This window comes from Enterobacter cloacae complex sp. 382A5, from assembly GCF_050031095.1.
GTDB lineage: Bacteria > Pseudomonadota > Gammaproteobacteria > Enterobacterales > Enterobacteriaceae > Enterobacter > Enterobacter cloacae.
This window is the reverse complement of sequence record NZ_JBLGVK010000001.1, coordinates 4,347,662-4,370,361: the sequence shown is the minus strand read 5'-3', so window position 1 is coordinate 4,370,361 and position 22,700 is coordinate 4,347,662. Positions and strand designations below refer to the sequence as shown.

Here is a 22,700-nt window from a genome sequence, read left to right as displayed (position 1 = left end):
TTTTCGACTCACTGAAACCGCTGGCTTGTTATTGGGATAAGGCTTCGACTTCAATTAATGCGAGGTCTTTTTTACGCAGTACCAGATTCACGCGCCGGGTTTCGATATGAACGGGATCACCTAACGGGGCCACGCGCACTACCTGGAATGACGAGCCGGGGAGCATGCCCAGCGACAGCAGCTTTTGCCGATAGGCCGGGCTAATTTCGCGGGTAAAACCGGTAATTTTCCATGCACTGTCTGGAGTGAATTGCATAATGCCTGATTCCACGAAAGGTTAAATTATCTACTATGGGATGATAATGAGAATAGTTTTTATCAGCAATATGAAAACTGTGACGGAATGTTGTTAAGCGTATTAATTTACGGCCTGTTTGACCTTGCTCAATATTTGCTGAATTACGGGGCAGGGAATAATAAATGTATTTGTTAACGGAGTGATAAATGGTGGTTTAAATATGGATATGCAATCGGTTTCATCTCTTGCGATATAATTTGTCCCCTCACCCCGGCCCTCTCCCCAAGGGAAAGGGTGTTCAAATTCCCTCTCCCCTTTGGGGAGAGGGGTAGGGTGAGGGGCATTTACAACCTTAGCGTTTCTTACCCATCGCGGCCGCCAGCGCATCCATCATTGCGCTGTTACCCGCTGGCTGGGCATCACGCCCGCGCGGCTTCGCGCCTTTAGCGGCAGGGCGTTGCTGCTCACGGCCACCGCCGTTACTGCCGCGGCGCGCGTTGGTTTCACCTGGCTGCTCGTCCAGACGCATGGTCAGGGCGATTCGCTTGCGCTGCAGGTCCACTTCCAGCACTTTCACCTTCACGATATCGCCCGCTTTGACCACCGTATGTGGATCTTCAACGAACTTATCGGCGAGCGATGAGATATGCACCAGACCATCCTGATGCACGCCGATATCGACAAAAGCGCCAAAGTTAGTGACGTTGGTGACGGCGCCTTCCAGCACCATGCCCGGCAGCAGGTCGTTCATGGTCTCGATGCCGTCGGCAAAGGTCGCGGTTTTGAACTCAGGACGCGGATCGCGGCCCGGTTTTTCCAGCTCTTTGATGATGTCGGTCACGGTCGGCACGCCGAACTGCTCGTCGGTGAAATCGACCGCTTTCAGGTTGCGCAGCGCGTTGCTGTCGCCCATCAGGTCTTTGAGTGCCTGCTGAGTCGCTGCCAGAATGCGCTCAACCACCGGGTAGGCTTCCGGGTGAACGGTTGAGGCATCCAGCGGGTTATCGCCGTGGTTGATGCGCAGGAAGCCCGCACACTGCTCAAACGCTTTCGGCCCCAGACGGCTTACCTTCAGCAACTGCTGGCGGTTCTGGAACTGGCCGTTCTCATCACGCCAGGCAACGATGTTCTGCGCCATCATGCGGGTTAAGCCTGCCACGCGGGTCAGCAGAGGAACGGAGGCGGTGTTCAGGTCCACGCCCACGGCGTTTACGCAATCTTCCACTACTGCATCCAGCTTACGCGCCAGCTGCGTCTGGCTCACGTCGTGCTGATACTGGCCCACACCGATGGATTTCGGGTCGATCTTCACCAGTTCCGCCAGCGGATCCTGCAGACGACGGGCGATAGAGACCGCACCGCGCAGGGAGACGTCCAGGTCCGGGAACTCCTGGGCCGCCAGCTCTGATGCAGAATAGACGGACGCCCCGGCCTCGCTGACGATCACTTTCTGCGCCGTCACTTTCGGGAACTGTTTCTGCACGTCGAGGTAGAAACGTTCGGTTTCGCGGGAGGCCGTACCGTTGCCGATAGCCACCAGCTCAACGTTATATTTCTCGCACAGCGCGGCCACCACTACAGCGGCCTTCGCCGCCTGACCGGTATGCGGGTAAATGGTGTCGGTTGCCACCAGCTTGCCGGTACCGTCAACCACCGCCACTTTTACGCCGGTACGCAGACCCGGATCGAGACCCATGGTCGCACGCAGGCCAGCAGGTGCGGCCATCAGCAGATCATGCAGGTTACGGGCAAAGACGTTGATTGCTTCGTCTTCCGCACGCTCGCGCACGGTGCCCATCAGTTCGGTTTCGAGGTGCATCAGCACCTTAATGCGCCACGTCCAGCTCACCACGCCTTTACGCCAGCTGTCTGCCGGGGCGTTATTCAGGCGCAGGCCGAGGTGATCGGTGATGATCTGCTCGCAGTGGCTCTCTTTTGGCGGCTCATCAAACTGCGGGTCGGCGTTGAGAGAGAGCTGCAGCACGCCTTCATTACGGCCGCGGAACATGGCCAGCGCACGGTGAGAAGGCACGGTTGAAATCGGTTCGTGGTGATCGAAGTAGTCGCGGAATTTCGCGCCTTCCTCTTCTTTGCCTGCCACCACGGTAGAGACGATGTGGGCGTTCTTCCACAGATAATCACGCACACGGGAGAGCAGGGCGGCATCCTCGGAGAAGCGCTCCATCAGAATGTAGCGTGCGCCATCAAGGGCCGCTTTGGTGTCTGCCACGCCCTTGTCAGCGTCGATAAATTTGGCCGCTTCGGTTTCCGGGTCGTGTGACGGTTCGTTCCACAGCAGCTCGGCCAGCGGCTCCAGACCTGCTTCAATTGCAATCTGCCCGCGCGTACGGCGCTTCGGTTTGTAGGGCAGATAAAGGTCTTCGAGTTCAGTTTTGCTCAGGGTGCCGTTAATGGCCTTTTCCAGATCGCTGGTCAGTTTGCCCTGTTCGCCGATGGATTTGAGGATTGCCTGACGGCGGTCTTCCAGTTCACGGAGGTAGCCCAGACGGGTCTCCAGGTTACGCAGCTGCGTGTCATCCAGACCGCCGGTGACTTCCTTACGATAACGTGCAATAAACGGCACGGTGTTCCCTTCATCAAGCAGGCGAACGGCAGCTTCTACCTGTTCGGCTCTGGCCTGAAGTTCACCCGCAATAATGCGGCAGAGCGAATCTTTCATCATGGCTTTATCATCTTGTGGGTCAAAAATCAGGGGATAGTTATACGGGCTGACACGGTAAAATGCCAGCCGTGGAGGGCGTTCTCGGACTATTTTACGTAGGTGATCTCATTGACGTACCAGCTCGCTTCTCCGGCAGGCGTCTGGACGACGGCTAAATCACCCACCTCCTTTTTCAGCAGTGCGCGGGCCATCGGCGAGTCGATGGAGATGTAATCCTTACGGCCAAAAATTTCGTCGTACCCGACAATGCGAAAGCGCAGGGTATTGCCATCATCATTCTCGATCTCAACCCACGCGCCGAAGAAGACTTTGCCCTCCTGCTGCGGTGAATAATCGACAATTTTAAGATTCTCGAGACATTTGGTCAGATAGCGTACCCGACGGTCGATCTCACGCAGCCGCTTTTTGTTGTACTGGTAGTCAGCATTTTCGCTGCGGTCGCCCAGGCTTGCCGCCCAGGTGACTTTTTTGGTCACTTCCGGACGCTCTTCGCGCCACAGGTAATCCATCTCTTTTTTGAGTTTTTCGTACCCTTCGCGGGTGATCAGGGGCGTTTTCATACTGTGACCTTCAGACTCGACTTCATTGCAAACATTGCGCACATTACGTATCACGTAGTCTATCAGACAGCGTTAATAATCATTTATGTGATGAATTGTGCAGATAAGCTGCTGTTAAATATGCTTTGTAACAATTTCGACTAGAATTTATACCAGAATTCGCTGGTCGAACCCGTGCACTTTTTTAGAATACGCTGTTATTAGACTATCCGAACCTTTGGGAGTACACACAATGCAAGAGAACTACAAAATTCTGGTCGTGGATGACGACATGCGCCTGCGTGCGCTGCTGGAACGTTATCTGACCGAGCAGGGCTTCCAGGTTCGTAGCGTCGCGAACGCTGAGCAGATGGACCGCCTGCTGACCCGTGAATCCTTCCATCTGATGGTCCTCGACCTGATGCTGCCGGGCGAAGACGGGCTCTCTATCTGCCGCCGTCTGCGCAGCCAGAGCAACCCCATGCCAATCATTATGGTGACGGCGAAAGGGGAAGAGGTCGACCGTATCGTGGGCCTCGAAATTGGCGCTGACGACTACATTCCTAAACCGTTTAACCCGCGTGAACTGCTGGCGCGTATTCGTGCCGTGCTGCGCCGTCAGGCGAACGAACTGCCAGGCGCACCGTCGCAGGAAGAAGCGGTGATTGCGTTCGGGAAGTTCAAGCTGAACCTCGGTACGCGTGAGATGTTCCGTGAAGACGAGCCAATGCCGCTCACCAGCGGTGAGTTCGCGGTACTGAAAGCGCTGGTCAGCCACCCGCGTGAGCCGCTCTCCCGTGACAAGCTGATGAACCTGGCGCGCGGCCGTGAATACTCGGCAATGGAACGTTCCATCGACGTGCAGATCTCTCGTCTGCGCCGCATGGTGGAAGAAGATCCGGCGCATCCTCGTTATATTCAGACCGTGTGGGGTCTGGGCTACGTGTTCGTCCCGGACGGCGCTAAAGCATGAGGCGAATGCGCTTCTCACCGCGAAGCTCGTTTGCCCGTACCCTGCTTTTGATTGTCACCTTGCTGTTTGTCAGCCTGGTGACAACCTACCTGGTGGTGCTGAACTTTGCGATCCTGCCGAGCCTTCAGCAGTTTAATAAGGTCCTGGCGTACGAAGTACGTATGCTGATGACCGATAAACTGCAGCTGGAGGACGGCACGCAGTTAGTGGTTCCTCCGGCGTTTCGCCGTGAAATCTACCGTGAACTGGGCATTTCGCTCTACTCGAATGAAGCGGCGGAAGACGCGGGTCTGCGCTGGGCGCAGCACTATGAATTCCTCAGCCAGCAGATGGCGCAGCAGTTGGGGGGCCCGACGGAGGTGCGTGTTGAGGTCAACAAAAGCTCGCCGGTCGTCTGGCTGAAAACCTGGCTGTCGCCCAATATCTGGGTGCGCGTTCCGCTGACCGAAATCCACCAGGGCGACTTCTCGCCGCTGTTCCGCTACACCCTTGCCATCATGCTGTTAGCGATAGGCGGCGCGTGGCTGTTTATCCGTATACAGAACCGACCGCTGGTCGACCTGGAACACGCTGCGCTCCAGGTCGGTAAAGGGATTATTCCGCCGCCGCTGCGTGAATATGGCGCATCGGAGGTGCGTTCGGTGACGCGCGCGTTTAATCATATGGCGGCTGGCGTCAAACAGCTGGCGGATGACCGTACGCTGCTGATGGCGGGCGTCAGCCATGATCTGCGTACGCCACTCACGCGTATCCGACTGGCGACGGAGATGATGGGCGAAGAGGACGGTTATCTCGCCGAGTCCATCAACAAGGATATCGAAGAGTGTAACGCCATCATTGAGCAGTTTATTGACTACCTGCGTACCGGGCAGGAGATGCCGATGGAGATGGCTGACCTGAACGCGGTGCTGGGCGAAGTGGTGGCGGCTGAAAGCGGCTACGAGCGTGAGATTGATACCGACCTTCAGGCCGGTGAAATTCAGGTTCGTATGCACCCGCTCTCCATCAAGCGCGCGGTGGCAAACATGGTGGTGAATGCGGCCCGCTACGGTAATGGCTGGATTAAAGTCAGCAGCGGATCGGAACTCAACCGCGCCTGGTTCCAGGTGGAAGATGACGGTCCGGGTATCAAGCCCGAGCAGCGTAAGCATCTGTTCCAGCCGTTTGTGCGCGGCGACAGCGCGCGCAGTACCAGCGGAACCGGTTTAGGCCTGGCGATTGTGCAGCGTATTGTTGATAACCATAACGGGTTGCTGGAGATTGGTACCAGCGAGCGGGGTGGGTTGAGCATTCGCGCCTGGTTGCCGGTGCCGGTGACGCGGGGGCAGGTGAAAGAGGGGTAATCGGGGTGCGGCCTGATGCCCTCACCCCGGCCCTCTCCCACGGGGAGAGGGAGAAACCATTAAAAAAGGCAACTTTCGTTGCCTTTTTGCTTTTAACTACAGCTTCGGTCCCGCACTCACCAGCGCTTCACCCGCCGGGGTATCGGTATACTTCTCGAAGTTCTCAATAAACAGCTTCGCCAGCGTTTCCGCTTTCTCACGCCACTGTTCCGGGGATCCGTAGGTGTTACGCGGGTCAAGGATATGCGTATCCACGCCTGGCAGCGCCGTTGGAATAGCCAGATCAAACATCGGCAGGGTGAAGGTTTCAGCGTTATCCAGAGAACCATCCAGAATGGCGTCGATAATGGCGCGGGTATCTTTGATGGAGATACGCTTGCCGGTACCGTTCCAGCCGGTGTTAACCAGGTACGCCTGCGCCCCGGAGGCCTGCATGCGTTTTACCAGCACTTCTGCGTACTGCGTCGGGTGCAGCGACAGGAAGGCCGCGCCGAAGCAGGCGGAGAACGTTGGGGTTGGCTCCGTCACGCCCCGCTCGGTGCCCGCCAGTTTGGCGGTAAAACCGGAGAGGAAATGATACTGCGTCTGGCTGGCGGTCAGGCGGGAAACCGGCGGCAGCACGCCGAACGCATCCGCCGTCAGGAAAATCACCTTCGTCGCATGACCTGCTTTCGACACCGGTTTCACAATGTTGTCGATGTGGTAGATCGGGTAGGAAACGCGGGTGTTTTCGGTTTTGGATGCGTCGTCGAAGTCGATAGAGCCGTCGGCACGTACGGTGACGTTTTCCAGCAGCGCATCGCGGCGGATGGCATGGAAGATATCCGGCTCAGCTTCTTCAGACAGACGAATGGTCTTCGCGTAGCAACCGCCTTCGAAGTTAAACACGCCGTCGTCATCCCAGCCGTGCTCGTCATCCCCAATCAGCCGACGTTTTGGATCGGTAGACAGGGTGGTTTTACCGGTGCCGGACAGGCCGAAGAACACCGCCACATCCCCTTTTTCACCGACGTTCGCTGAGCAGTGCATAGAGGCGATACCGCGCAGCGGCAGCAGATAGTTCATGACCGAGAACATGCCTTTCTTCATCTCGCCGCCGTACCAGGTACCGCCAATCAGCTGGATACGCTCGGTCAGGTTAAAGGCGATAAAGTTCTCGGAGTTCAGGCCCTGCTCTTGCCACTGTGGGTTGGTGCATTTGGCACCGTTCATCACGATGAAATCGGGTTTGAACGTCTGTAGCTCTTCGTCGGTTGGACGAATAAACATGTTTTTCACGAAATGTGCCTGCCAGGCCACTTCGGTGATAAAACGCACGGAAAGACGGGTGTCGGCGTTAGCGCCGCAGAAAGCGTCGACAATGAACAGACGCTTGCCGGAAAGTTGTTGGGTGACGAGCCCTTTCAGATGCTGCCAGGTTTCCGGGGAGAGCGGTTTGTTATCGTTCTTCCCTTTGCCCTTGTCAGCCCACCACAGCGTGTCGCGGGTGGTTTCGTCTCGGACGATATACTTATCTTTCGGCGAACGACCGGTAAAGATACCGGTATCGACGGCGATAGCACCAAGGTTAGTCAACACACCTCGCTCGTATCCTTCCAGTGCTGGATTGAGCTCTTCCTGATACAGCGTATCGTAATCGGGGTTGTAGACGATTTCCTGGACGTCGTGAATACCATAAGCCTTGAGATCTTGCGGGGTTAAACCAGTAACACGCATATCACTGCTCCTTAGCCAATATGTACTGCCTGAAATTGTAGGGTTTTTCTGAGGTTGTTAACCGCGACGGGGCTCATAGATTTACGTATCTGGTCAAAACCCTTACTAACGGAAAACGCTGCGACTCCAGTCACAGGGCAGGCGGATTATCGCAGGAATCGCTTTTTTGTTGGGGAAAATGTTCCGAAAAGGTTAATGGCTGGTGATTTTATCGGAAAGAATGTGAATGTAATCGCATACACGTAAGAAAATTACGTAAGGGTTACAGTATGAAAACGATTCATGTCGTCCGCGGATTGATGAAACAATACGCTTTTCTGGAAAAGGGATGAGAGATGGAAAACAGTGAAACGTTATCCCCTTCAACGCGCCTGGCCATCGTGCTGGTAGGCGCTTTACAGGGGCTGATTTGCTACGGGATCAGCGAGTACATCGCGTATGCGAAATTACCATCCGATACGGTGTGGTCTTTGTGCGTGATGCCTGCAACGGTGGCGATGACCGCCACTGTCGCGCTTTCCGTGACGTCATTCAGAAAACCGTTACTCTGGCTGGCGCTCGCGATCGTTGGCGCTGTTGTCGCCGGTATGGGCGCCTGGCTTAAGTGGAGCGTATCCGGGCTTGGACACTGGGAAATTAAAGAGGCCGTGCTCGTCTGGGGCTTTCATCTTCTGTTGATGATGCTATTGATGTTGCCATGGCTGCAAAGGCGTCTGTCGCCTGCGACGACGGCCTCGTTCTACAGTGATTTTTACGATAAGCACTGGCACAACGCGCTGACTATACTCACTATTTTTATCTCCAACGGCCTCTTCTGGCTGGTGCTTTTCCTCTGGGCTGAACTCTTCAAACTCATTGGCATTCAGTTTTTTGATCGCCTTTTCTTCCAGTCTGACTGGTTTATTTCAGTGGCGATTGGCGTGGTTTCTGCCAGTGTCGCCGTGCTGGCGCGTATGCAGGTGCGCTTGATGCGCGCATTACAAAACCTGCTTACCCTGATCGCCACCGGCCTGTTGCCTCTGATGGCGGCCTTTGCCCTGCTGTTTATTGGCGCATTGCCCGTGATGGGCTTTGAGGCCATTTCAGCACGGATATCCGCGGCGGGCCTGCTGACCGCCTTAGCGCTACTGCTCCTTTTTCTGGTGACGATTGTCTGGCATCCGCAGCGTCAGACGCTACCTTACTATGCGCTTCTCAACGGGATGGTTCGTCTCGCCATCGCTATCGTTCCCGCCTATCCGGTGTTAGCAGGGTGGGCGTTATGGCTGCGCATTTCGCAATATGGCTGGTCGCCGGAGCGTCTGTATGGCGTGCTCATTACGCTGGTAGCGCTGGTCTGGGCGGTAGGATTTTGCATAAGCGTTGTCTTCTGTCGCCGCCAGGCACAAAAGCTGCAGGCGTCCGTTATCCCGCTAACGGGGTCACTTGCGCTTATTCTCCTGATCCTGATTCATACGCCGGTGCTTGATCCGTGGCGTATCAGCGTTGAAAGCCACATGTCCCGTTATCATGACGGGCGCATCAACGCGGATCAGGTCAGCCTGTATATGCTCAGCAACAGCGGGCGTAAGGGACGCGAAGCCATGCAGACGCTGCAATACGATCGGCAGTTTATGGCTGAGCCAAAGCGCCAGCGTGAGCTGTACGGCCTTCTCAGCGGAAACCGGGACGGAGCAGGGAAGATGACAGCCGGGATGCTTGAGAAGCAGTTCACACTCGCACCGGGTACGTCTCGCCCCGACAAGGGGTTATGGCAGGCGATGCTGAATAACCAGTACCGATTTGATTCCTGCAGCCGCGAGCGGAAAACCTGTTTACTGATGTCACTGGATCTGAACGGCGACGGCAAGCCTGAAGCGGTGATTTATCAGTTTAGCGACCGCACGATTGTGGTGTACACGCAAACCGGTACCGGCTGGAAGCTGGCAGGCGATACCTGGAAAATGCCTGATGGTTTATCACGGGAAGAGCTGGAACGCGCAGTGCAGCAGGGGAAGGTGAAACCCGTTGTGAAGCCGTGGGCAGATATTGAGATCTTCGGTGAACGCGTAGAGATAAACTACGATAATGCACTGGTGCGTTAACAAAACGGCTCCTTGTGGAGCCGTTGCTTTATGATCAGTGAACCTGCGGATCCGCCGGAGAGGCGTTGTTGCGGATCTCAGCGATATCCATCGAGTTGAACACATAGTGCGTACCGCAGTAGTCACAGTGCATATCGATTTCACCGTCTTCAGCCATAATGCTGTCGATCTCTTCATCCGGCAGGGTTTTCAGTGCGCCAGCGCAGCGTTCACGTGAACAGGTACACTTAAACTCCACGGCTTGTGGATCGTAAACCGTCACCTCTTCTTCATGATACAGGCGCCACAGCACATCGGTCGCCGACAGGTTGAACAGCTCTTCCGCCTTGATGGTTTCGGTCAGCGTCGCCAGGTGCTCAAAATCATTGGTCTGTGCATCCTGTGCAGGCAGAACCTGCAGCAGCATACCGCCTGCAGCGGGTTGCCCGTCTACTTCACCGGTACGGATGAACAGGCGAGTTGGCAGCTGTTCTGAACGCATGAAGTAATCTTCCAGACAGGCGGCCAGGGTATCACCTTCCAGACCGACCACGCCCTGATAGCGTTCACCTTCTTCCGGGGAAATGGTGATCACCAGGTAGCCATTCCCCACCAGCGTTTTCAGGTCGGCATTTTCAGGAACGTCGCCCTGAACGCGCGCGACGCCGCGCATCTGCTGCTGATTGTTACCGTTGATCACGGCCAGCGACATCGGGCCATCACCCTGCAGCTGCACGGTGATATCACCGGCAAACTTCAGCGTGGCGGTCAGCAGGCTGGTGGCAACCAGCAGTTCGCCCAACAGGGTTTTCACCGGTAGCGGGTAGTTGTGGTTTTCCAGAATCTGTTTCCAGGTTTCGGATACGGTGACCAGCTCGCCACGCACGGCGAATTGTTCAAACAGATAGCGGTGTAATTGGTCGTGTTGGGCCATAATAGTCTCTCGTGCAGGTGAGGGTTACTCGGTCTCACCGTGTTTAAATTTCATCAGATCGCGGCGCTCTTTTTTATCCGGTCGCCGGTCCGGGTGGGGCATGGTCAGCGCATTCATTTTGCGCGCCAGCGCGGTCTTCTCGCGCTTTTCAATGCTCTCAGCCGTCTCTTCATAAAGCTGTACGGCTTCAGATGCGGGCCGTCGTTGTTCGGTAATGGCTTTAATCACCACCGTTCGTTCATCGTTGCCCTGACGCAGCGTTAAGGTGGCATTCAGTTCAACCAGCTTACTCGGCTTGCTACGCTGGCCGTTGTAATGCACCTTTCCACCGTCAATCATCTCGCGGGCAAGGGCGCGCGTTTTATAAAAACGGGCTGCCCACAGCCATTTATCCAGTCTTACCCCATCTGAGGGTTTTTCTTTCATGGCGTCTCCTTCACGGTCAGTGAGGGGATCATCTGACGATAGTCACCCAGCCCCGGATGCCGCAGATAGCTTTTGTCCGCCAGGCCGGAGTCAGGATTGGTCACGCCCAGGCAGTAGCGAATGCCAAACGCCGCGGCGGAATCCAGAATGGGCTCGCTGTCATCAATGAACAGCGTGCGTTCCGGCTGTAAACCGGTCTCTTCCTTCACCGCATGCCACAACCGCTGATCCTCTTTCGGATAACCAAATGTGTGGGTGGAAAGTAATAAATCAAGGTGTGACGCAAGACCCGTATGTTCCAGCTTCACGGCCAGATTATGCGGATGGGCGTTGGTCAGCAAAATACGGCGCTTGCCGCTTGCTTTCAGCGCATCCAGGAAGGGCACGGTGTCCTCACGCAGTACGGCGCGCGGGCCCTGGGCGGTGGTCATGGCACAAATATCCAAACCGAGTCGTTCGCTCCAGTAGTCCAGACAGTACCAGTTTAGCGTATGTTGCACCGCGCTATATTGCGAACGAATGAATTCCTGCGCTTCTGCCGGGGAGATACCCTGCTGTTCGCCATAGGTCTCCGGGACCAGCTTTTGCCAGAAGTAATTATCGAAGGCGAGATCGAGCAGCGTGCCGTCCATATCCAGCAGGACGGTATCAACCTCCTGCCAGGCGATATCAAGATGCATAGGGGAACTCCAGCCAGAAGAAACGTGCGCGACAGGGTAGCACAACTTGTCGCGCAGCGATGTTATCCGATCAGGCTCTCAGAGGAGGGGACCAGCTTAGGATTAAGGCAATTTTCGTAGTATTGCTGGATCTCAGCAAGCCGGGTGCGCGAACGCTGGTAACGGCGCAGGGCCATGATGCCGTTCCAGAAAATAGACACCAGCATGGCGATCATCAGCAGTGATGTACCGATATAACGCCATAAACCCGCGCTGTCAGGCATCCGGTGCAGGCCGATATGGCGCGTACCGTTGGCATCGGTAAAGATACTGGTCACAATCCCTTCGGCACTGAACGGCGTTTGCATCAGCATCTGCGCCAGACGCTGGAACTGCCCCCATTGTTCCTGAGCCGGGTAGTCGTACAGGGCAATTTGCGGATAAGGCTGATCGACCAGGTCGCTGCCTTCATCGCTGACAATCACAAAACCGCCAGGCGCCGGGCTATTCAGCGCCTGGGCCGCACGGGTGGTTTCACGCATCACAAACGGCGCGGTAGAGGTCGCCACCAGGTTATCCAGCGATTCGGCACTCACCGGGCGCAGCAGCACGTTCACCCCGTCCAGACGACCCGCTTCGGCGCGCTTCACCAGCGAGTCCCAGTCTTTGCTGTTACCCAGGTTCACGAGCGCATTTTTAAGGCGAACGCACTCATCCTGTGCTGAACATAAATCCTGCGTTTTCAATACGATTTCGCCAAAGTCATCCAGCAGTACCATTCCGGATTTCTGAATGGCAGAACGCAGGGCAGGGCTGACGCGTGAATCATCATCGGTTTTCGGGTGCAGCTGGCGGTTGAGCGTCTGGGTGAGCGCAGTGGCTTTATTGACGACATCTGATTCCGGCAGCGGCAACGGCGGCGCATCGTTCCAGACGATTTGCGAGCAGTCGAACGGCATGAACGGCGAGTTCTGACGGGTATTCCAGGCCCCTGGGGTGTGGATGTTACACATCCCGGTCCCCTTCAGACGGAGCGTATCACCCACCCGCACGCCAGCGTCATCCAGCTGCTTAACGCTGGTGGCTTCTACGGTTTGTGCCCCTTTGATCCACGACAGGGTGAATTTGATGGGCATATCCAACGGCACGAACAGCAGCAACAGAGCAAAGACCAGCGCTGCGCCCCCGGCGATAACTGTACTGCGTAGCCAGTGCTGAAGCGGGAAGTTTTTCACTTCATCATGCAGGGAGAGGAAGCGCCCCTGACGCACAACATGGCGGTCAAGGTAGATATCAATATCGGTTTTATGCCCCAAATCCTGTGCAATCCATGGCTGCCAGTGGCGCGGATAGATAAGGTCAATAATCCCGAGGGAGATATTGTTGATATGTTCCTGATCGTTCTCACCGAACAGGCCCCAGCGCTTAGGGGTGCCGCGCAGGCAGTGAATTTCACGCAAAGAGGTTTTGGCCGGAGGCGCAAACAGCCCCCACAGCCCGGCGGCCAACAGCAGCAGCGCACCGCCCGCGAGCCATGGGACAAACACATCCGGCGTCAGCAGACAGAAGAAAAAGAGCAGGAAGGCGGCCACAATCAGGACCGCCTCGCGAATGCCATCCGGACGACTCAGGGCGTGCTCTTCATGAGTCTCCTGACGAATGTTCAGCAGTTCAATTTGCTCGGTCTCTTCACCGCGAATGGAGGCCTGCTTTGAACTCGCGCGTTCCAGCGCAAAGCGCGGTGCTTCATGAATGTATTCATTCAGCGTATGGCCGTTCAGGGAGATGACCAGCGGCAGCGAATCGGTATGGATAAGCTCAACGCTGTTTTCGTCATTAATGTACTGCTCCCAGGAGGGAGGCAGATGCACTTCAACGGAGTCGAGGTAGTAACGCCATTTATTGGGATCGTCAGTCGTGATGCCATAACGGGTGATGGAGCGCGTCACGCAGAGCACGGTGTCGCTTTGTGCGTTCAGATTGAGGGTGACAGGCGCAGCCGTAGCCCCCGTTGGCCCGGGCGTTAACTGGGAACGGTTGAGGGTTTCGAGATAGTTCTCAACAGCATCGCGCTCTTCTTGCGTGAGTTTACGCGTTGTGGCACCGGCAAAGGCCGTTAAAAAGGGCAGCCTGAAACGCCGCTGTACGCGACGCCTGTATACCCACCCTGCAACTAAAGCGCCGGCCAGCATAGCAGCGAGAACGATCAAAATGGTGCTCATGCTTTCCCCATCTTACTTTATCTTCTTACAGGTGTAGTCAGTGCACCTTTAACAATGAATGAGAGTCTGTGGTTGGCTATCGGCAAGCATGGAGTCGAACTTGAGCATTCTGCAGCGCATCCCAGTGACCGATGATGATAGCAAAGCCTGTCATGGCGCGATATCAGCAAATTCCTGGAAACATTTCAACCTCTTGACATTTGTTTTGATTTGAGGATTGATTCCTGTCAGGTTGCACAAATGTAAATAAAGAACAATTGACATTGCCGAAACCGTGCGGCGTATCGCACAATAAAGTCAGTTCACACTTCAAAGACCCGTCAAGATGAGCAAACCACTACAAAAACCCACCATTCTGAGTGTTGAAACTGTCGCGAAATCCCGGCTGTTTAATGTCGAAAGTGTGGACCTGGAGTTCAGCAACGGCGTGCGTCGCGTTTATGAACGTATGCGCCCCTCATCGCGTGAAGCGGTGATGATCATCCCCATTGTTGATGACCATCTGATTTTGATCCGCGAGTATGCAGTGGGCACGGAATCTTATGAACTGGGTTTCTCGAAAGGGCTTATTGACCCCGGTGAAACGGTCTTTGAAGCAGCAAACCGCGAGCTGAAAGAAGAGGTTGGGTTTGGCGCGAAAGAGCTATCGTTCCTGAAAAAACTGAGCATGGCTCCCTCCTATTTTTCCAGCAAAATGAACATTGTGGTGGCTGAAGATCTATACCCTGAATCGCTGGAAGGTGACGAGCCGGAGCCGCTGCCCCAGGTTCGCTGGCCACTGGCGCACCTGATGGATTTGCTGGAAGATCCTGACTTCAATGAGGCGCGTAACGTGAGCGCGCTGTTCCTGGTGCGGGAATGGCTGAAGGGGCAGGGGCGGCTGTAGTGGCCTGATGCCCCAACCCTCTCCCACGGGAGAGGGAGCAAACACAAAAACGGCAACCCGAGGTTGCCGTTTTGCTTTGTTGTCAGAACAGCTCGTGCGTCTCGCCGTTATCAATAATCTCTGTACCCACCTCATGTACCGCCTGCGTGGTTGGCTGCGTACCTTCGATGAAATACTCCTCACGGCTATTGCCACCGTTGGCTAACTGCCCGGTGCTGCGGTCGATATTGACCGTGACCACGCCCGGCGGTGGCGTCAGCGGCTGCTCCGGCACGCCCTCAAGAACGGATTTCATATAGGCATCCCAGGCTGGTTGCGCACTTTTGGCCCCACCTTCGTAGCCGGAAATCTGATCTTTGATCGCGCCAGACGCCGTGGTGCGGCCTAAATCGCGGCGGTGATCGTCAAAGCCGATCCAGACCGAAGTCACCACGCCCGGACCGTAGCCGGAGAACCAGGCATCTTTCGAGCTGTTGGTGGTCCCGGTTTTACCGCCGATATCGTGGCGCTGTAAATCACGCCCGGCACGCCAGCCGGTACCCTGCCAGCCCGGTTCACCGAAGATGTTGGTATTCAACGCGCTCTTGATCAGGAATGACAGCGGGGTGTTGATCACATGCGGGGCATACTCCTGCGCACCGCTCTGCGCCACCAGCGCCTGGTTTGCCTGTTCCAGCTGTGGCTGCGGCACCACGCCGTTCGGCTGCTCCTGCGACACGGCGACATCTTCCATGTCCTTGTTTTCAAGTACGTCAGACTTCGGCGTATTGCCGTAAATCACCGGGATATCGCACTCCGCACAGGCAATTTTCGGTTTCGCTTCGAACAGCACACCGCCCTGATCGTTTTCGATTTTACTGATGAAGTACGGGTCGATCAGGAAGCCGCCGTTGGCCATGACCGAATACCCCCGCGCCACCTGCAGCGGCGTGAACGATGCCGAGCCTAACGCCAGCGATTCGGTGCGCACGATGTTCTGTGCCGGGAAGCCAAAACGTTGCAGATACTCTGCCGCGTAATCGACGCCCATCGCACGCATTGCACGCACCATCACCACGTTTTTCGACTGACCCAGCCCCTGACGAAGGCGAATAGGACCTGCGTATTCCGCCGGCGAGTTCTTCGGCTGCCAGTCGGAACCGGCACCGGCATCCCAGCGAGAGATCGGCACGTCATTGAGGATACTGGCAAGCGTTAAGCCTTTATCCATCGCCGCCGTGTAGAGGAACGGTTTGATATTCGAACCGACCTGACGCAGCGCCTGCGTCGCGCGGTTGAATTTGCTCTGGTTGAAATCAAACCCACCCACCAGCGCCAGCACGGCACCGTTTTGCGGGTTAATGGAGACCAGCGCGGAGTTGACGTCTGGCACCTGCGCCAGCCACCAGGCATCGCCCACCTGACGCACCCAGATTTGTTGTCCGGTTTGTACGACATCGGTCACTTTGCGTGGCGTTGGTCCCTGTAAGGTGTCAGAGCGGTACGGACGCGCCCAGCGGATCCCGTCCATACGCAAGGAGGCTGAGGTGCCATCCGCAAGCGTTGCTACGGCTTCCTGAGGCGTGGCCTGCGTCACCACCGCAGGCAGCAGCGGGCCGTAGGTAGGCAGCGCTTTCAGCGTACTGGTGATTTTTTTACTGTCCCAGGCGCTTTCGCCCACCTTCCACAGCACGTTGGACGGGCCGCGATAGCCGTGACGCATATCGTAGTCCATCACGTTATTTCTCACCGCATCCTGTGCCGCCTGCTGCCCTTTACGGGTAACCGTGGTGTATACGCGATAACCATCTTCATAGGCCTTATCCCCATAACGGCTGACCATTTCCTGGCGAACCATTTCGGTCAGATACGGGGCAGAGAAGGCGATTTCAGGCGCATGGTAGTTGGCATCGATGACATCGTTGCGTGCCTGCTCATATTCACTCTGGCTGATGTAGCCTTCGCTCAGCATACGTGACAGAACGACATTGCGACGTGCGGTGGCGCGATCGAGCGAGTAGAGCGGGTTAAACGTGGACGGGGCTTTAGGCAGGCCGGCAATGGTCGCCATTTCGCTTAAGGTCAGTTGCTCCACGGGCTTGCCGAAGTACACCTGTGCAGCAGCACCCACGCCATAGGCGCGATAACCGAGATAGATCTTGTTGAGGTAAAGCTCAAGGATTTCGTCTTTACTCAGCAACTGCTCAATACGGATCGCGAGGAACACCTCTTTTATCTTACGTATCAGCGTCTTTTCAGGGCTGAGGAAGAAGTTACGCGCCAGCTGCTGCGTAATGGTACTTGCCCCCTGAGAGGCATGCCCGGAGAACAGCGCAACGCTTGCGGCACGGAAAATCCCCACCGGGTCAACGCCGTGGTGCTCGTAAAAACGGCTGTCCTCTGTGGCGATGAAGGCCTTCACCATCACAGGGGGAATTTGGTTTAAGGTCAGCGGGATACGGCGTTTTTCGCCGTACTGCGCCATCAGCTCGCCGTCGGCGCTGTAGACCTGCATTGGGATCTGGAGCCGCACATCACGAAGCGTAGCGACATCAGGTAGCTGCGGCTCAATATATTTGTACAAACCATAAATCGAGCCTGCTCCCAGCAGAATGCAACACACTGCAAGGATTAATAAATACTTTACGAACTTCACCGGAGATTTCCCATCTGGTTTCACTTGGGCAGTTTCTAAACAATCGCGCGGTAGTATAAAGGCAAGCCTGATTCATTGATATAGCCGTCACGGCGACGGGCGATAAGGAGATCGTGAAGCATGGCTTTCAAAACATGGCAAACGGGCGTTCATATTCAACAAGATAGGGTGCTGATTGTCGCGCTGGTTCGTGAGCGTCTCAGCTGGTGTCTGCGCCGCTGGTGGGCGATACCGCTGACGGAAGGCATCATCCTCGACGGGAAAATTTGTCAGCCAGAACAATTGCTTGACGCATTACGCGGCTGGCGGCGTACGTTGCCGCATCAGCACCGGGTGTTTCTCTCATTTCCGGCGGCGCGTACCCTGCAAAGATCGTTGCCCCGCCCGGCTATCGCCCTGCGCGACAGCGAACAGCTCTCCTGGCTAGGGGCTGCGCTCTCGCGTGAGCTGGAGATGTCCCCTGATGCGCTGTGCTTCGATTACGCGCAGGACACGTTCAGCAACACATTTCATGTCACCGCTGCGCAAAACAAAGAGGTTGAAACACTTCTGACTCTCGCGAAAACGCTGCATTTACGGCTGGTGACGATTACCCCGGATGCCAGCGCGCTGGCAAATTTTCTTCCTGCGGTGGCACCAGCGCAGTGTGTCGCGTGGCGAGACGAACATCAGTGGTTGTGGGCAATGCGCCACCAGTGGGGGCGCCGCTTCGCTACCGAGGCCAAAAGCGTGGCTGAACTGGCGGCACTGCTGGCTCTCGCGCCGGACGATATCGCGCTGTTTGATAGCCAGCGCGACCCGTGGGAGTTCGTCTCTCGCTGTCAGCCCCCGCTGCCGGAGTGCGGTGCCGATTATACCGTCGCGCTGGCGCTGGCCATGAGCGAGGTGCCTGAATGAGCATGACCAATCTTCTTCCGTGGCGACAGCAACGACGCGCGCGCCGCGTGCGGTTCTGGGGAGGGCTGTCTGCGGCCACCTGTATTCTGACGCTGGCAACGGTCTTCAGTCTGAGCATGCACGCCCACCTGAAACTGCACGCCCTGCAGGCTGAACTGGCGGGCATGCAGACCGTGCAGCGCGCGCTGTCTTCTCGTCTACCTCTTGCCACACCCGCTCCCACGCGTCAGCCACAGCGTATGGCGTGGCACCCGGTGCTGGCGTCACTCTCCGATGCCATTCCGGCGCAGGCATGGTTCACTGAGCTTCGTTACCAACCGCCCTCTTTGATGATTAACGGCTATGCCTCAGCACTGCCCGCCCTGTCGGCAATGGGTGATGCTCTGCGACAAATAGCGGGTTTTACCCCAGGGTCAGCAGGGGAGATACGGCAGGATAATCACGGGCGCTGGATGTTCACTTTTCAGCTCACAGGCCAGGGGTAACGTGTGAACAGAATATTTGAACGCTGGTGTGAGAGCCGTCGCCGGTACCGGCTCCTGTGCGGTGGGCTGGGCGTTGCCTTGTTGTGGGGAACCGCATGGGGCCTGTTCCTGAGGCCGCTTAATTCACAGCTTGCTGCGCTTCAGAAGCAAATGGCCGACGCCGTACAGCGCCATGCGACGCTCTGGCCTGTCGCCAGCAACGCGCCGCGCCGAACACCTGAGTCTGACGCACGCCCGGTAGTGCGCTTTTCCCCGCTGGATTTTCAGGCTGATGGCGCAACGCTGGTGCACTGGAACCCCCTTCCGGGCGGTGGAGAGCTGGCGCTGGATGCCGAGTGGCCAGCAATCCTGACGGTTTTCGCCCGGCTGGCGCAGCAAGATGTCCGGATTGCCGCCTTTACGCTTGCGCCTCAGGGCGCGGCGTTACGTCTGCGAGTGCAGCTGGAGCAAGACCATGCGAAATAGCCTGCGCTACCTGCTGGTTTGCTCAGTGCTGTTACTCACCGGGATGCGCGATCCGTTTCGTCCGCCTGACGATCCCTGTGCCGTTGGCGAGCTGACGCAGTGGCACTATCGCGGCATGGTCGGCGGGGTTGGCCTGTTGCAGGACGGGAAACAGCGCTGGTATCGCCTGAGCTTAGAGGGACGTTTACCGGCGGGCTGGCGGGTCAGCGCAATGAATGAGACGCAACTCGTCATAAACGTGGGTGAAACCTGTGAGCCAGCGCAATGGACATGGCAACGAGAAGGAACGAAAAAATATGAATTTAAGGATAACGCTGCTGTTACTGACGATCGTCACTCCGCTGGCCGCCGCACCGAAGCCGGTCACGCTGGTGGTGGATGACGTTCCTGTGGTTCAGGTCCTGCAGGCGCTGGTGGCGCAGGAGAATCGTAATCTGGTGGTGTCACCCGACGTAAGCGGCACATTATCGCTCAGTCTGACGCATGTTCCGTGGCGACAGGCCTTACAGACGGTGATCGCCAGCGCAGGGCTGGTTCTGCGCGAGGAGGGTGGCATTTTCTATGTCAATACGGCGGCCTGGCAGCGCGAACAGCAGGAGCGTAACGCACAGGACCGGGCCCGCAGGCAGCTTGAGGCTCCGCTGCTCTCGCAAAGCATTTCGTTTTCATACGCAGATGCCGGGGAGCTGCAAAACGCAGCGGAAAAACTGCTCAGTCCGAAGGGCAGTCTGTCTCTTGATAAACGCACCAACCGGCTGCTGGTCAGGGATAATAAAGCCGTACTGGAGACGCTACAGCGCTGGGCAACACAGATGGATATTCCCGTCGAGCAGGTCGAACTGGCGGCGCATATCGTCACCATCAACGAAAAAAGTCTGCGGGAGCTGGGGGTTAAATGGAATCTTGCCGAGGCCACTGAAGTGGGCAAGGTTGGGCAAATGACAACTCTTGGCAGTGATTTGTCCGTGGCCAGCGCCACCAGCCATGTGGGGTTTAACATTGGGCGTATTAACGGCAGGCTGCTGGATCTGGAGCTGTCAGCACTGGAGCAAAAACAGCAGGTCGATATCATTGCCAGCCCACGACTGCTGGCCTCACACATGCAGCCAGCCAGTATCAAACAGGGCAGTGAGATCCCATACCAGGTCTCCAGCGGGGAGAGTGGGGCCACCTCTGTGGAGTTCAAAGAGGCGGTATTAGGTATGGAGGTCACCCCAGTGGTGCTACCGGGCGGGCGCGTGCGCCTGAAATTACATATCAGTGAAAATATGCCGGGGCAGGTGTTGCAACAGGCTGATGGCGAAACGCTGGCTATCGACAAACAAGAAATAGAGACTCAGGTGGAGGTAAAAAGTGGAGAAACGCTGGCGCTGGGCGGTATTTTCTCGCAAAAGAATAAAACCGGAAGTGATAGCGTACCCGGGCTCGGTAAAATCCCCTGGCTTGGGCAGCTTTTTCGTCATGACGGTAAAGACAACGAACGGCGTGAGTTAGTGGTGTTTATAACACCACGTCTGGTGGCTATTCACTGACGGGTAACGATCCCCGCAATGATTTTGCATTCAGTTTGTTGCAGATGTTTGACGTGGGGCATGAATTAGCATACAAGGAGTACCGATTTGAGTTGGACTGACGTCTTGTTGTCTTATGCGTCTGGTGCGGTGATTTAATCAGTTGCCAAACAAGCCGGAGTATTGAGATAATTTTTAGTCTGACTCTCGCTCTATTGCATATGAGGTTTCAGTTCATGTCCTGCTACGCCGGGTGTCTGCGAAGCGGGGATTACCATTAACGAATAGTCTTAGTAGTACCGAAAAAATGGCAGAGAAACGCAATATCTTTCTGGTTGGGCCTATGGGTGCCGGCAAAAGCACTATTGGGCGTCAGTTAGCTCAACAACTCAATATGGAATTTTACGATTCTGATCAAGAGATTGAGAAACGAACCGGAGCTGATGTGGGCTGGGTCTTCGATGTAGAAGGCGAAGAAGGTTTCCGTGACCGAGAAGAAAAAGTGATCAACGAACTCACGGAAAAACAGGGCATCGTGCTGGCGACCGGCGGCGGTTCTGTAAAATCTCGCGAAACCCGCAACCGTCTCTCCGCCCGTGGCGTAGTGGTCTATCTTGAGACGACCATTGAAAAACAGCTGGCACGTACGCAGCGCGATAAAAAGCGCCCGCTGCTGCAGGTTGAAACGCCACCACGCGAAGTTCTGGAAGCGTTGGCCGATGAACGCAATCCTCTGTACGAAGAGATTGCTGATGTGACCATTCGTACTGATGATCAGAGCGCTAAAGTGGTTGCAAACCAGATTATTCATATGCTGGAAAGCAACTGATTCTGGCTTTATATACACTCGCCTGCGGGTAAAAGCATTAAAGGTGGATGTCGCGTCATGGAGAGGATTACAGTTACTCTCGGGGAACGTAGTTACCCTATCACCATCGCGGCTGGTTTGTTTAACGACCCAGCTTCCTTTTTACCACTGAAAGCGGGTGATCAGGCGATGCTGGTCACCAATGAGACGCTGGCTCCGCTTTATCTTGACCGCGTTCGCCACCTGCTTGAGCAGGCGGGCGTGAAGGTCGACAGTGTAATTCTGCCCGATGGCGAGCAGTATAAAAGCCTGACGGTACTGGATACCGTCTTTACCGCATTGCTGCAAAAACCCCATGGTCGCGATACGACACTGCTTGCTCTCGGCGGCGGTGTTGTGGGCGATCTGACGGGCTTTGCGGCAGCAAGCTATCAACGTGGTGTCCGTTTTATTCAGATTCCGACCACCTTACTGTCTCAGGTCGACTCTTCCGTTGGCGGCAAAACCGCGGTCAACCATCCGCTCGGCAAAAACATGATTGGCGCGTTCTACCAGCCTGCTTCGGTGGTGGTGGATCTCGACTGTCTGAAAACCCTGCCAGCACGCGAACTGGCCTCTGGCCTGGCTGAAGTGATCAAATACGGCATTATTCTCGACGGTGAGTTCTTTAACTGGCTGGAAGAGAATATGGATGCGCTGCTGCGCCTGGATGAGGCTAAACTGGCATACTGCATTCGCCGTTGTTGTGAGCTGAAAGCAGAAGTTGTTGCAGCAGACGAGCGTGAAACGGGCTTACGTGCTTTACTGAATCTTGGGCATACGTTTGGCCACGCGATTGAAGCCGAAATGGGTTACGGAAACTGGCTCCACGGTGAAGCTGTCGCTGCTGGCATGGTGATGGCTGCCCGTACCTCCGAACGTCTGGGTCAGTTCAAACCGGAAGAGACGGCACGTATCATCGCACTGCTGGAACGTGCTGGCTTGCCGGTAACCGGGCCGCAGGAGATGTCGGCGCAAGCGTATTTACCCCACATGATGCGCGATAAAAAAGTATTGGCAGGTGAGATGCGTCTTGTACTCCCGCTTGCAATAGGGAAGAGTGAAGTGCGCGGCGGAGTGCCGCACGATGTCGTTCTTGGCGCTATCGCTGATTGTCAGCAGGCGTAACAATTAGAAAGGTCAGGCCACTGTTACCGGTGGTCGTTTAGCTTCAGGCG

Annotated in this window: 20 protein-coding genes; 11 read left to right on the top strand and 9 right to left on the bottom strand. The window is 56.1% G+C overall.

Features of this window, described 5'->3' with window-relative positions:
• Positions 1-28 precede the first annotated feature (28 nt).
• The 3 genes from feoA to greB all read right to left on the bottom strand — a co-directional run bounded on the left by feoA (position 29) and on the right by greB (position 3,481).
• The gene (feoA, locus tag ACQG2G_RS20720; RefSeq protein WP_010436417.1) at positions 29-256 is read right to left on the bottom strand and encodes a ferrous iron transporter A; all 228 of its coding nucleotides are present in this window, start codon (positions 254-256) and stop codon (positions 29-31) included.
• Positions 257-590: 334 nt separating this feature from the next.
• Complete coding sequence (locus tag ACQG2G_RS20715; protein ID WP_062856735.1) at positions 591-2,921, bottom strand: Tex family protein; 2,331 nt, start codon at positions 2,919-2,921, stop codon at positions 591-593.
• A gap of 86 nt (positions 2,922-3,007) precedes the next feature.
• On the bottom strand, positions 3,008-3,481 hold the full coding sequence (gene greB, locus ACQG2G_RS20710) for a transcription elongation factor GreB (protein ID WP_013099090.1): 474 nt from the start codon (positions 3,479-3,481) through the stop codon (positions 3,008-3,010).
• 232 nt (positions 3,482-3,713) lie between these two features.
• On the opposite strand from greB, the gene ompR reads away from it, so the two are divergent.
• Both ompR and envZ read left to right on the top strand, forming a co-directional pair.
• Positions 3,714-4,433 (top strand): two-component system response regulator OmpR, encoded by a 720-nt coding sequence (gene ompR / locus ACQG2G_RS20705; protein ID WP_006177890.1) that lies wholly within the window; start codon positions 3,714-3,716, stop codon positions 4,431-4,433.
• Positions 4,430-5,776, top strand: coding sequence for a two-component system sensor histidine kinase EnvZ (gene envZ / locus ACQG2G_RS20700; protein WP_029882169.1), 1,347 nt, complete (start codon positions 4,430-4,432; stop codon positions 5,774-5,776). The genes ompR and envZ overlap by 4 nt, the downstream gene beginning before the upstream one ends.
• A gap of 96 nt (positions 5,777-5,872) precedes the next feature.
• Here envZ and pckA read toward each other — a convergent pair whose 3' ends face one another.
• Positions 5,873-7,492: a phosphoenolpyruvate carboxykinase (ATP) gene (gene pckA / locus ACQG2G_RS20695; protein WP_014833557.1), complete on the bottom strand. Its 1,620-nt coding sequence runs from the start codon at positions 7,490-7,492 to the stop codon at positions 5,873-5,875.
• Between the two features lie 335 nt (positions 7,493-7,827).
• Between pckA and ACQG2G_RS20690 the strand changes: the two genes are divergently transcribed.
• Positions 7,828-9,576, top strand: coding sequence for a DUF4153 domain-containing protein (locus ACQG2G_RS20690; protein WP_061772606.1), 1,749 nt, complete (start codon positions 7,828-7,830; stop codon positions 9,574-9,576).
• 34 nt (positions 9,577-9,610) lie between these two features.
• Here the strand turns inward: ACQG2G_RS20690 and hslO are convergent, their stop codons facing one another.
• The 4 genes from hslO to ACQG2G_RS20670 form a co-directional block, all read right to left on the bottom strand.
• Entirely contained in the window at positions 9,611-10,489 is an 879-nt protein-coding gene (gene hslO, locus ACQG2G_RS20685) for an Hsp33 family molecular chaperone HslO (protein WP_013099084.1), read from the bottom strand.
• Between the two features lie 24 nt (positions 10,490-10,513).
• Positions 10,514-10,915: a ribosome-associated heat shock protein Hsp15 gene (gene hslR / locus ACQG2G_RS20680; RefSeq protein WP_013099083.1), complete on the bottom strand. Its 402-nt coding sequence runs from the start codon at positions 10,913-10,915 to the stop codon at positions 10,514-10,516.
• Positions 10,912-11,595: a GMP/IMP nucleotidase gene (yrfG, locus tag ACQG2G_RS20675; RefSeq protein ID WP_013099082.1), complete on the bottom strand. Its 684-nt coding sequence runs from the start codon at positions 11,593-11,595 to the stop codon at positions 10,912-10,914. The genes hslR and yrfG overlap by 4 nt, the downstream gene beginning before the upstream one ends.
• A 62-nt stretch (positions 11,596-11,657) precedes the next feature.
• Positions 11,658-13,796: an intracellular growth attenuator family protein gene (locus ACQG2G_RS20670; protein WP_013099081.1), complete on the bottom strand. Its 2,139-nt coding sequence runs from the start codon at positions 13,794-13,796 to the stop codon at positions 11,658-11,660.
• 325 nt (positions 13,797-14,121) lie between these two features.
• Between ACQG2G_RS20670 and nudE the strand changes: the two genes are divergently transcribed.
• Entirely contained in the window at positions 14,122-14,682 is a 561-nt protein-coding gene (gene nudE, locus ACQG2G_RS20665) for an ADP compounds hydrolase NudE (protein WP_029882167.1), read from the top strand.
• A gap of 82 nt (positions 14,683-14,764) precedes the next feature.
• Here nudE and mrcA read toward each other — a convergent pair whose 3' ends face one another.
• The gene (mrcA, locus tag ACQG2G_RS20660) at positions 14,765-17,317 is read right to left on the bottom strand and encodes a peptidoglycan glycosyltransferase/peptidoglycan DD-transpeptidase MrcA (protein WP_061772607.1); all 2,553 of its coding nucleotides are present in this window, start codon (positions 17,315-17,317) and stop codon (positions 14,765-14,767) included.
• Between the two features lie 120 nt (positions 17,318-17,437).
• Between mrcA and ACQG2G_RS20655 the strand changes: the two genes are divergently transcribed.
• From ACQG2G_RS20655 to aroB, 7 genes are all read left to right on the top strand, one after another.
• Positions 17,438-18,214, top strand: coding sequence for a hypothetical protein (locus ACQG2G_RS20655; protein WP_029882166.1), 777 nt, complete (start codon positions 17,438-17,440; stop codon positions 18,212-18,214).
• A complete protein-coding gene (locus tag ACQG2G_RS20650; protein ID WP_013099077.1) occupies positions 18,211-18,699 on the top strand; it encodes a PilN domain-containing protein in 489 nt (162 codons plus the stop codon). Before ACQG2G_RS20655 ends, ACQG2G_RS20650 begins: the two co-directional genes overlap by 4 nt.
• Positions 18,700-18,702: 3 nt before the next feature.
• Positions 18,703-19,164 (top strand): hypothetical protein, encoded by a 462-nt coding sequence (locus ACQG2G_RS20645; RefSeq protein ID WP_061772608.1) that lies wholly within the window; start codon positions 18,703-18,705, stop codon positions 19,162-19,164.
• Positions 19,154-19,546, top strand: coding sequence for a HofP DNA utilization family protein (locus ACQG2G_RS20640; RefSeq protein ID WP_061772609.1), 393 nt, complete (start codon positions 19,154-19,156; stop codon positions 19,544-19,546). Before ACQG2G_RS20645 ends, ACQG2G_RS20640 begins: the two co-directional genes overlap by 11 nt.
• Positions 19,461-20,696, top strand: a complete 1,236-nt coding sequence (gene hofQ, locus ACQG2G_RS20635) for a DNA uptake porin HofQ (protein WP_218656210.1) — start codon at positions 19,461-19,463, stop codon at positions 20,694-20,696. The genes ACQG2G_RS20640 and hofQ overlap by 86 nt, the downstream gene beginning before the upstream one ends.
• Positions 20,697-20,982: 286 nt before the next feature.
• Entirely contained in the window at positions 20,983-21,504 is a 522-nt protein-coding gene (gene aroK / locus ACQG2G_RS20630) for a shikimate kinase AroK (protein ID WP_003861630.1), read from the top strand.
• A 57-nt stretch (positions 21,505-21,561) separates the two neighbouring features.
• Positions 21,562-22,650, top strand: a complete 1,089-nt coding sequence (gene aroB, locus ACQG2G_RS20625; protein WP_029882162.1) for a 3-dehydroquinate synthase — start codon at positions 21,562-21,564, stop codon at positions 22,648-22,650.
• Positions 22,651-22,700 lie beyond the last annotated feature (50 nt).

Excerpts from the sequence above, each read along its gene's own strand:
- ACQG2G_RS20715 (WP_062856735.1), bottom strand. The coding sequence starts at position 2,921 with ATGATGAAAGATTCGCTCTGCCGCATTATTGCGGGTGAACTTCAGGCC.
- feoA (WP_010436417.1), bottom strand. The coding sequence starts at position 256 with ATGCAATTCACTCCAGACAGTGCATGGAAAATTACCGGTTTTACCCGC.
- hslR (WP_013099083.1), bottom strand. The coding sequence starts at position 10,915 with ATGAAAGAAAAACCCTCAGATGGGGTAAGACTGGATAAATGGCTGTGG.
- envZ (WP_029882169.1), top strand. The coding sequence starts at position 4,430 with ATGAGGCGAATGCGCTTCTCACCGCGAAGCTCGTTTGCCCGTACCCTG.
- ACQG2G_RS20670 (WP_013099081.1), bottom strand. The coding sequence starts at position 13,796 with ATGAGCACCATTTTGATCGTTCTCGCTGCTATGCTGGCCGGCGCTTTA.
- hslO (WP_013099084.1), bottom strand. The coding sequence starts at position 10,489 with ATGGCCCAACACGACCAATTACACCGCTATCTGTTTGAACAATTCGCC.
- aroB (WP_029882162.1), top strand. The coding sequence starts at position 21,562 with ATGGAGAGGATTACAGTTACTCTCGGGGAACGTAGTTACCCTATCACC.
- hofQ (WP_218656210.1), top strand. The coding sequence starts at position 19,461 with ATGAATTTAAGGATAACGCTGCTGTTACTGACGATCGTCACTCCGCTG.
- ACQG2G_RS20650 (WP_013099077.1), top strand. The coding sequence starts at position 18,211 with ATGAGCATGACCAATCTTCTTCCGTGGCGACAGCAACGACGCGCGCGC.
- yrfG (WP_013099082.1), bottom strand. The coding sequence starts at position 11,595 with ATGCATCTTGATATCGCCTGGCAGGAGGTTGATACCGTCCTGCTGGAT.
- greB (WP_013099090.1), bottom strand. The coding sequence starts at position 3,481 with ATGAAAACGCCCCTGATCACCCGCGAAGGGTACGAAAAACTCAAAAAA.
- ACQG2G_RS20690 (WP_061772606.1), top strand. The coding sequence starts at position 7,828 with ATGGAAAACAGTGAAACGTTATCCCCTTCAACGCGCCTGGCCATCGTG.
- ACQG2G_RS20655 (WP_029882166.1), top strand. The coding sequence starts at position 17,438 with ATGGCTTTCAAAACATGGCAAACGGGCGTTCATATTCAACAAGATAGG.
- ompR (WP_006177890.1), top strand. The coding sequence starts at position 3,714 with ATGCAAGAGAACTACAAAATTCTGGTCGTGGATGACGACATGCGCCTG.
- nudE (WP_029882167.1), top strand. The coding sequence starts at position 14,122 with ATGAGCAAACCACTACAAAAACCCACCATTCTGAGTGTTGAAACTGTC.
- pckA (WP_014833557.1), bottom strand. The coding sequence starts at position 7,492 with ATGCGTGTTACTGGTTTAACCCCGCAAGATCTCAAGGCTTATGGTATT.
- ACQG2G_RS20640 (WP_061772609.1), top strand. The coding sequence starts at position 19,154 with ATGCGAAATAGCCTGCGCTACCTGCTGGTTTGCTCAGTGCTGTTACTC.
- aroK (WP_003861630.1), top strand. The coding sequence starts at position 20,983 with ATGGCAGAGAAACGCAATATCTTTCTGGTTGGGCCTATGGGTGCCGGC.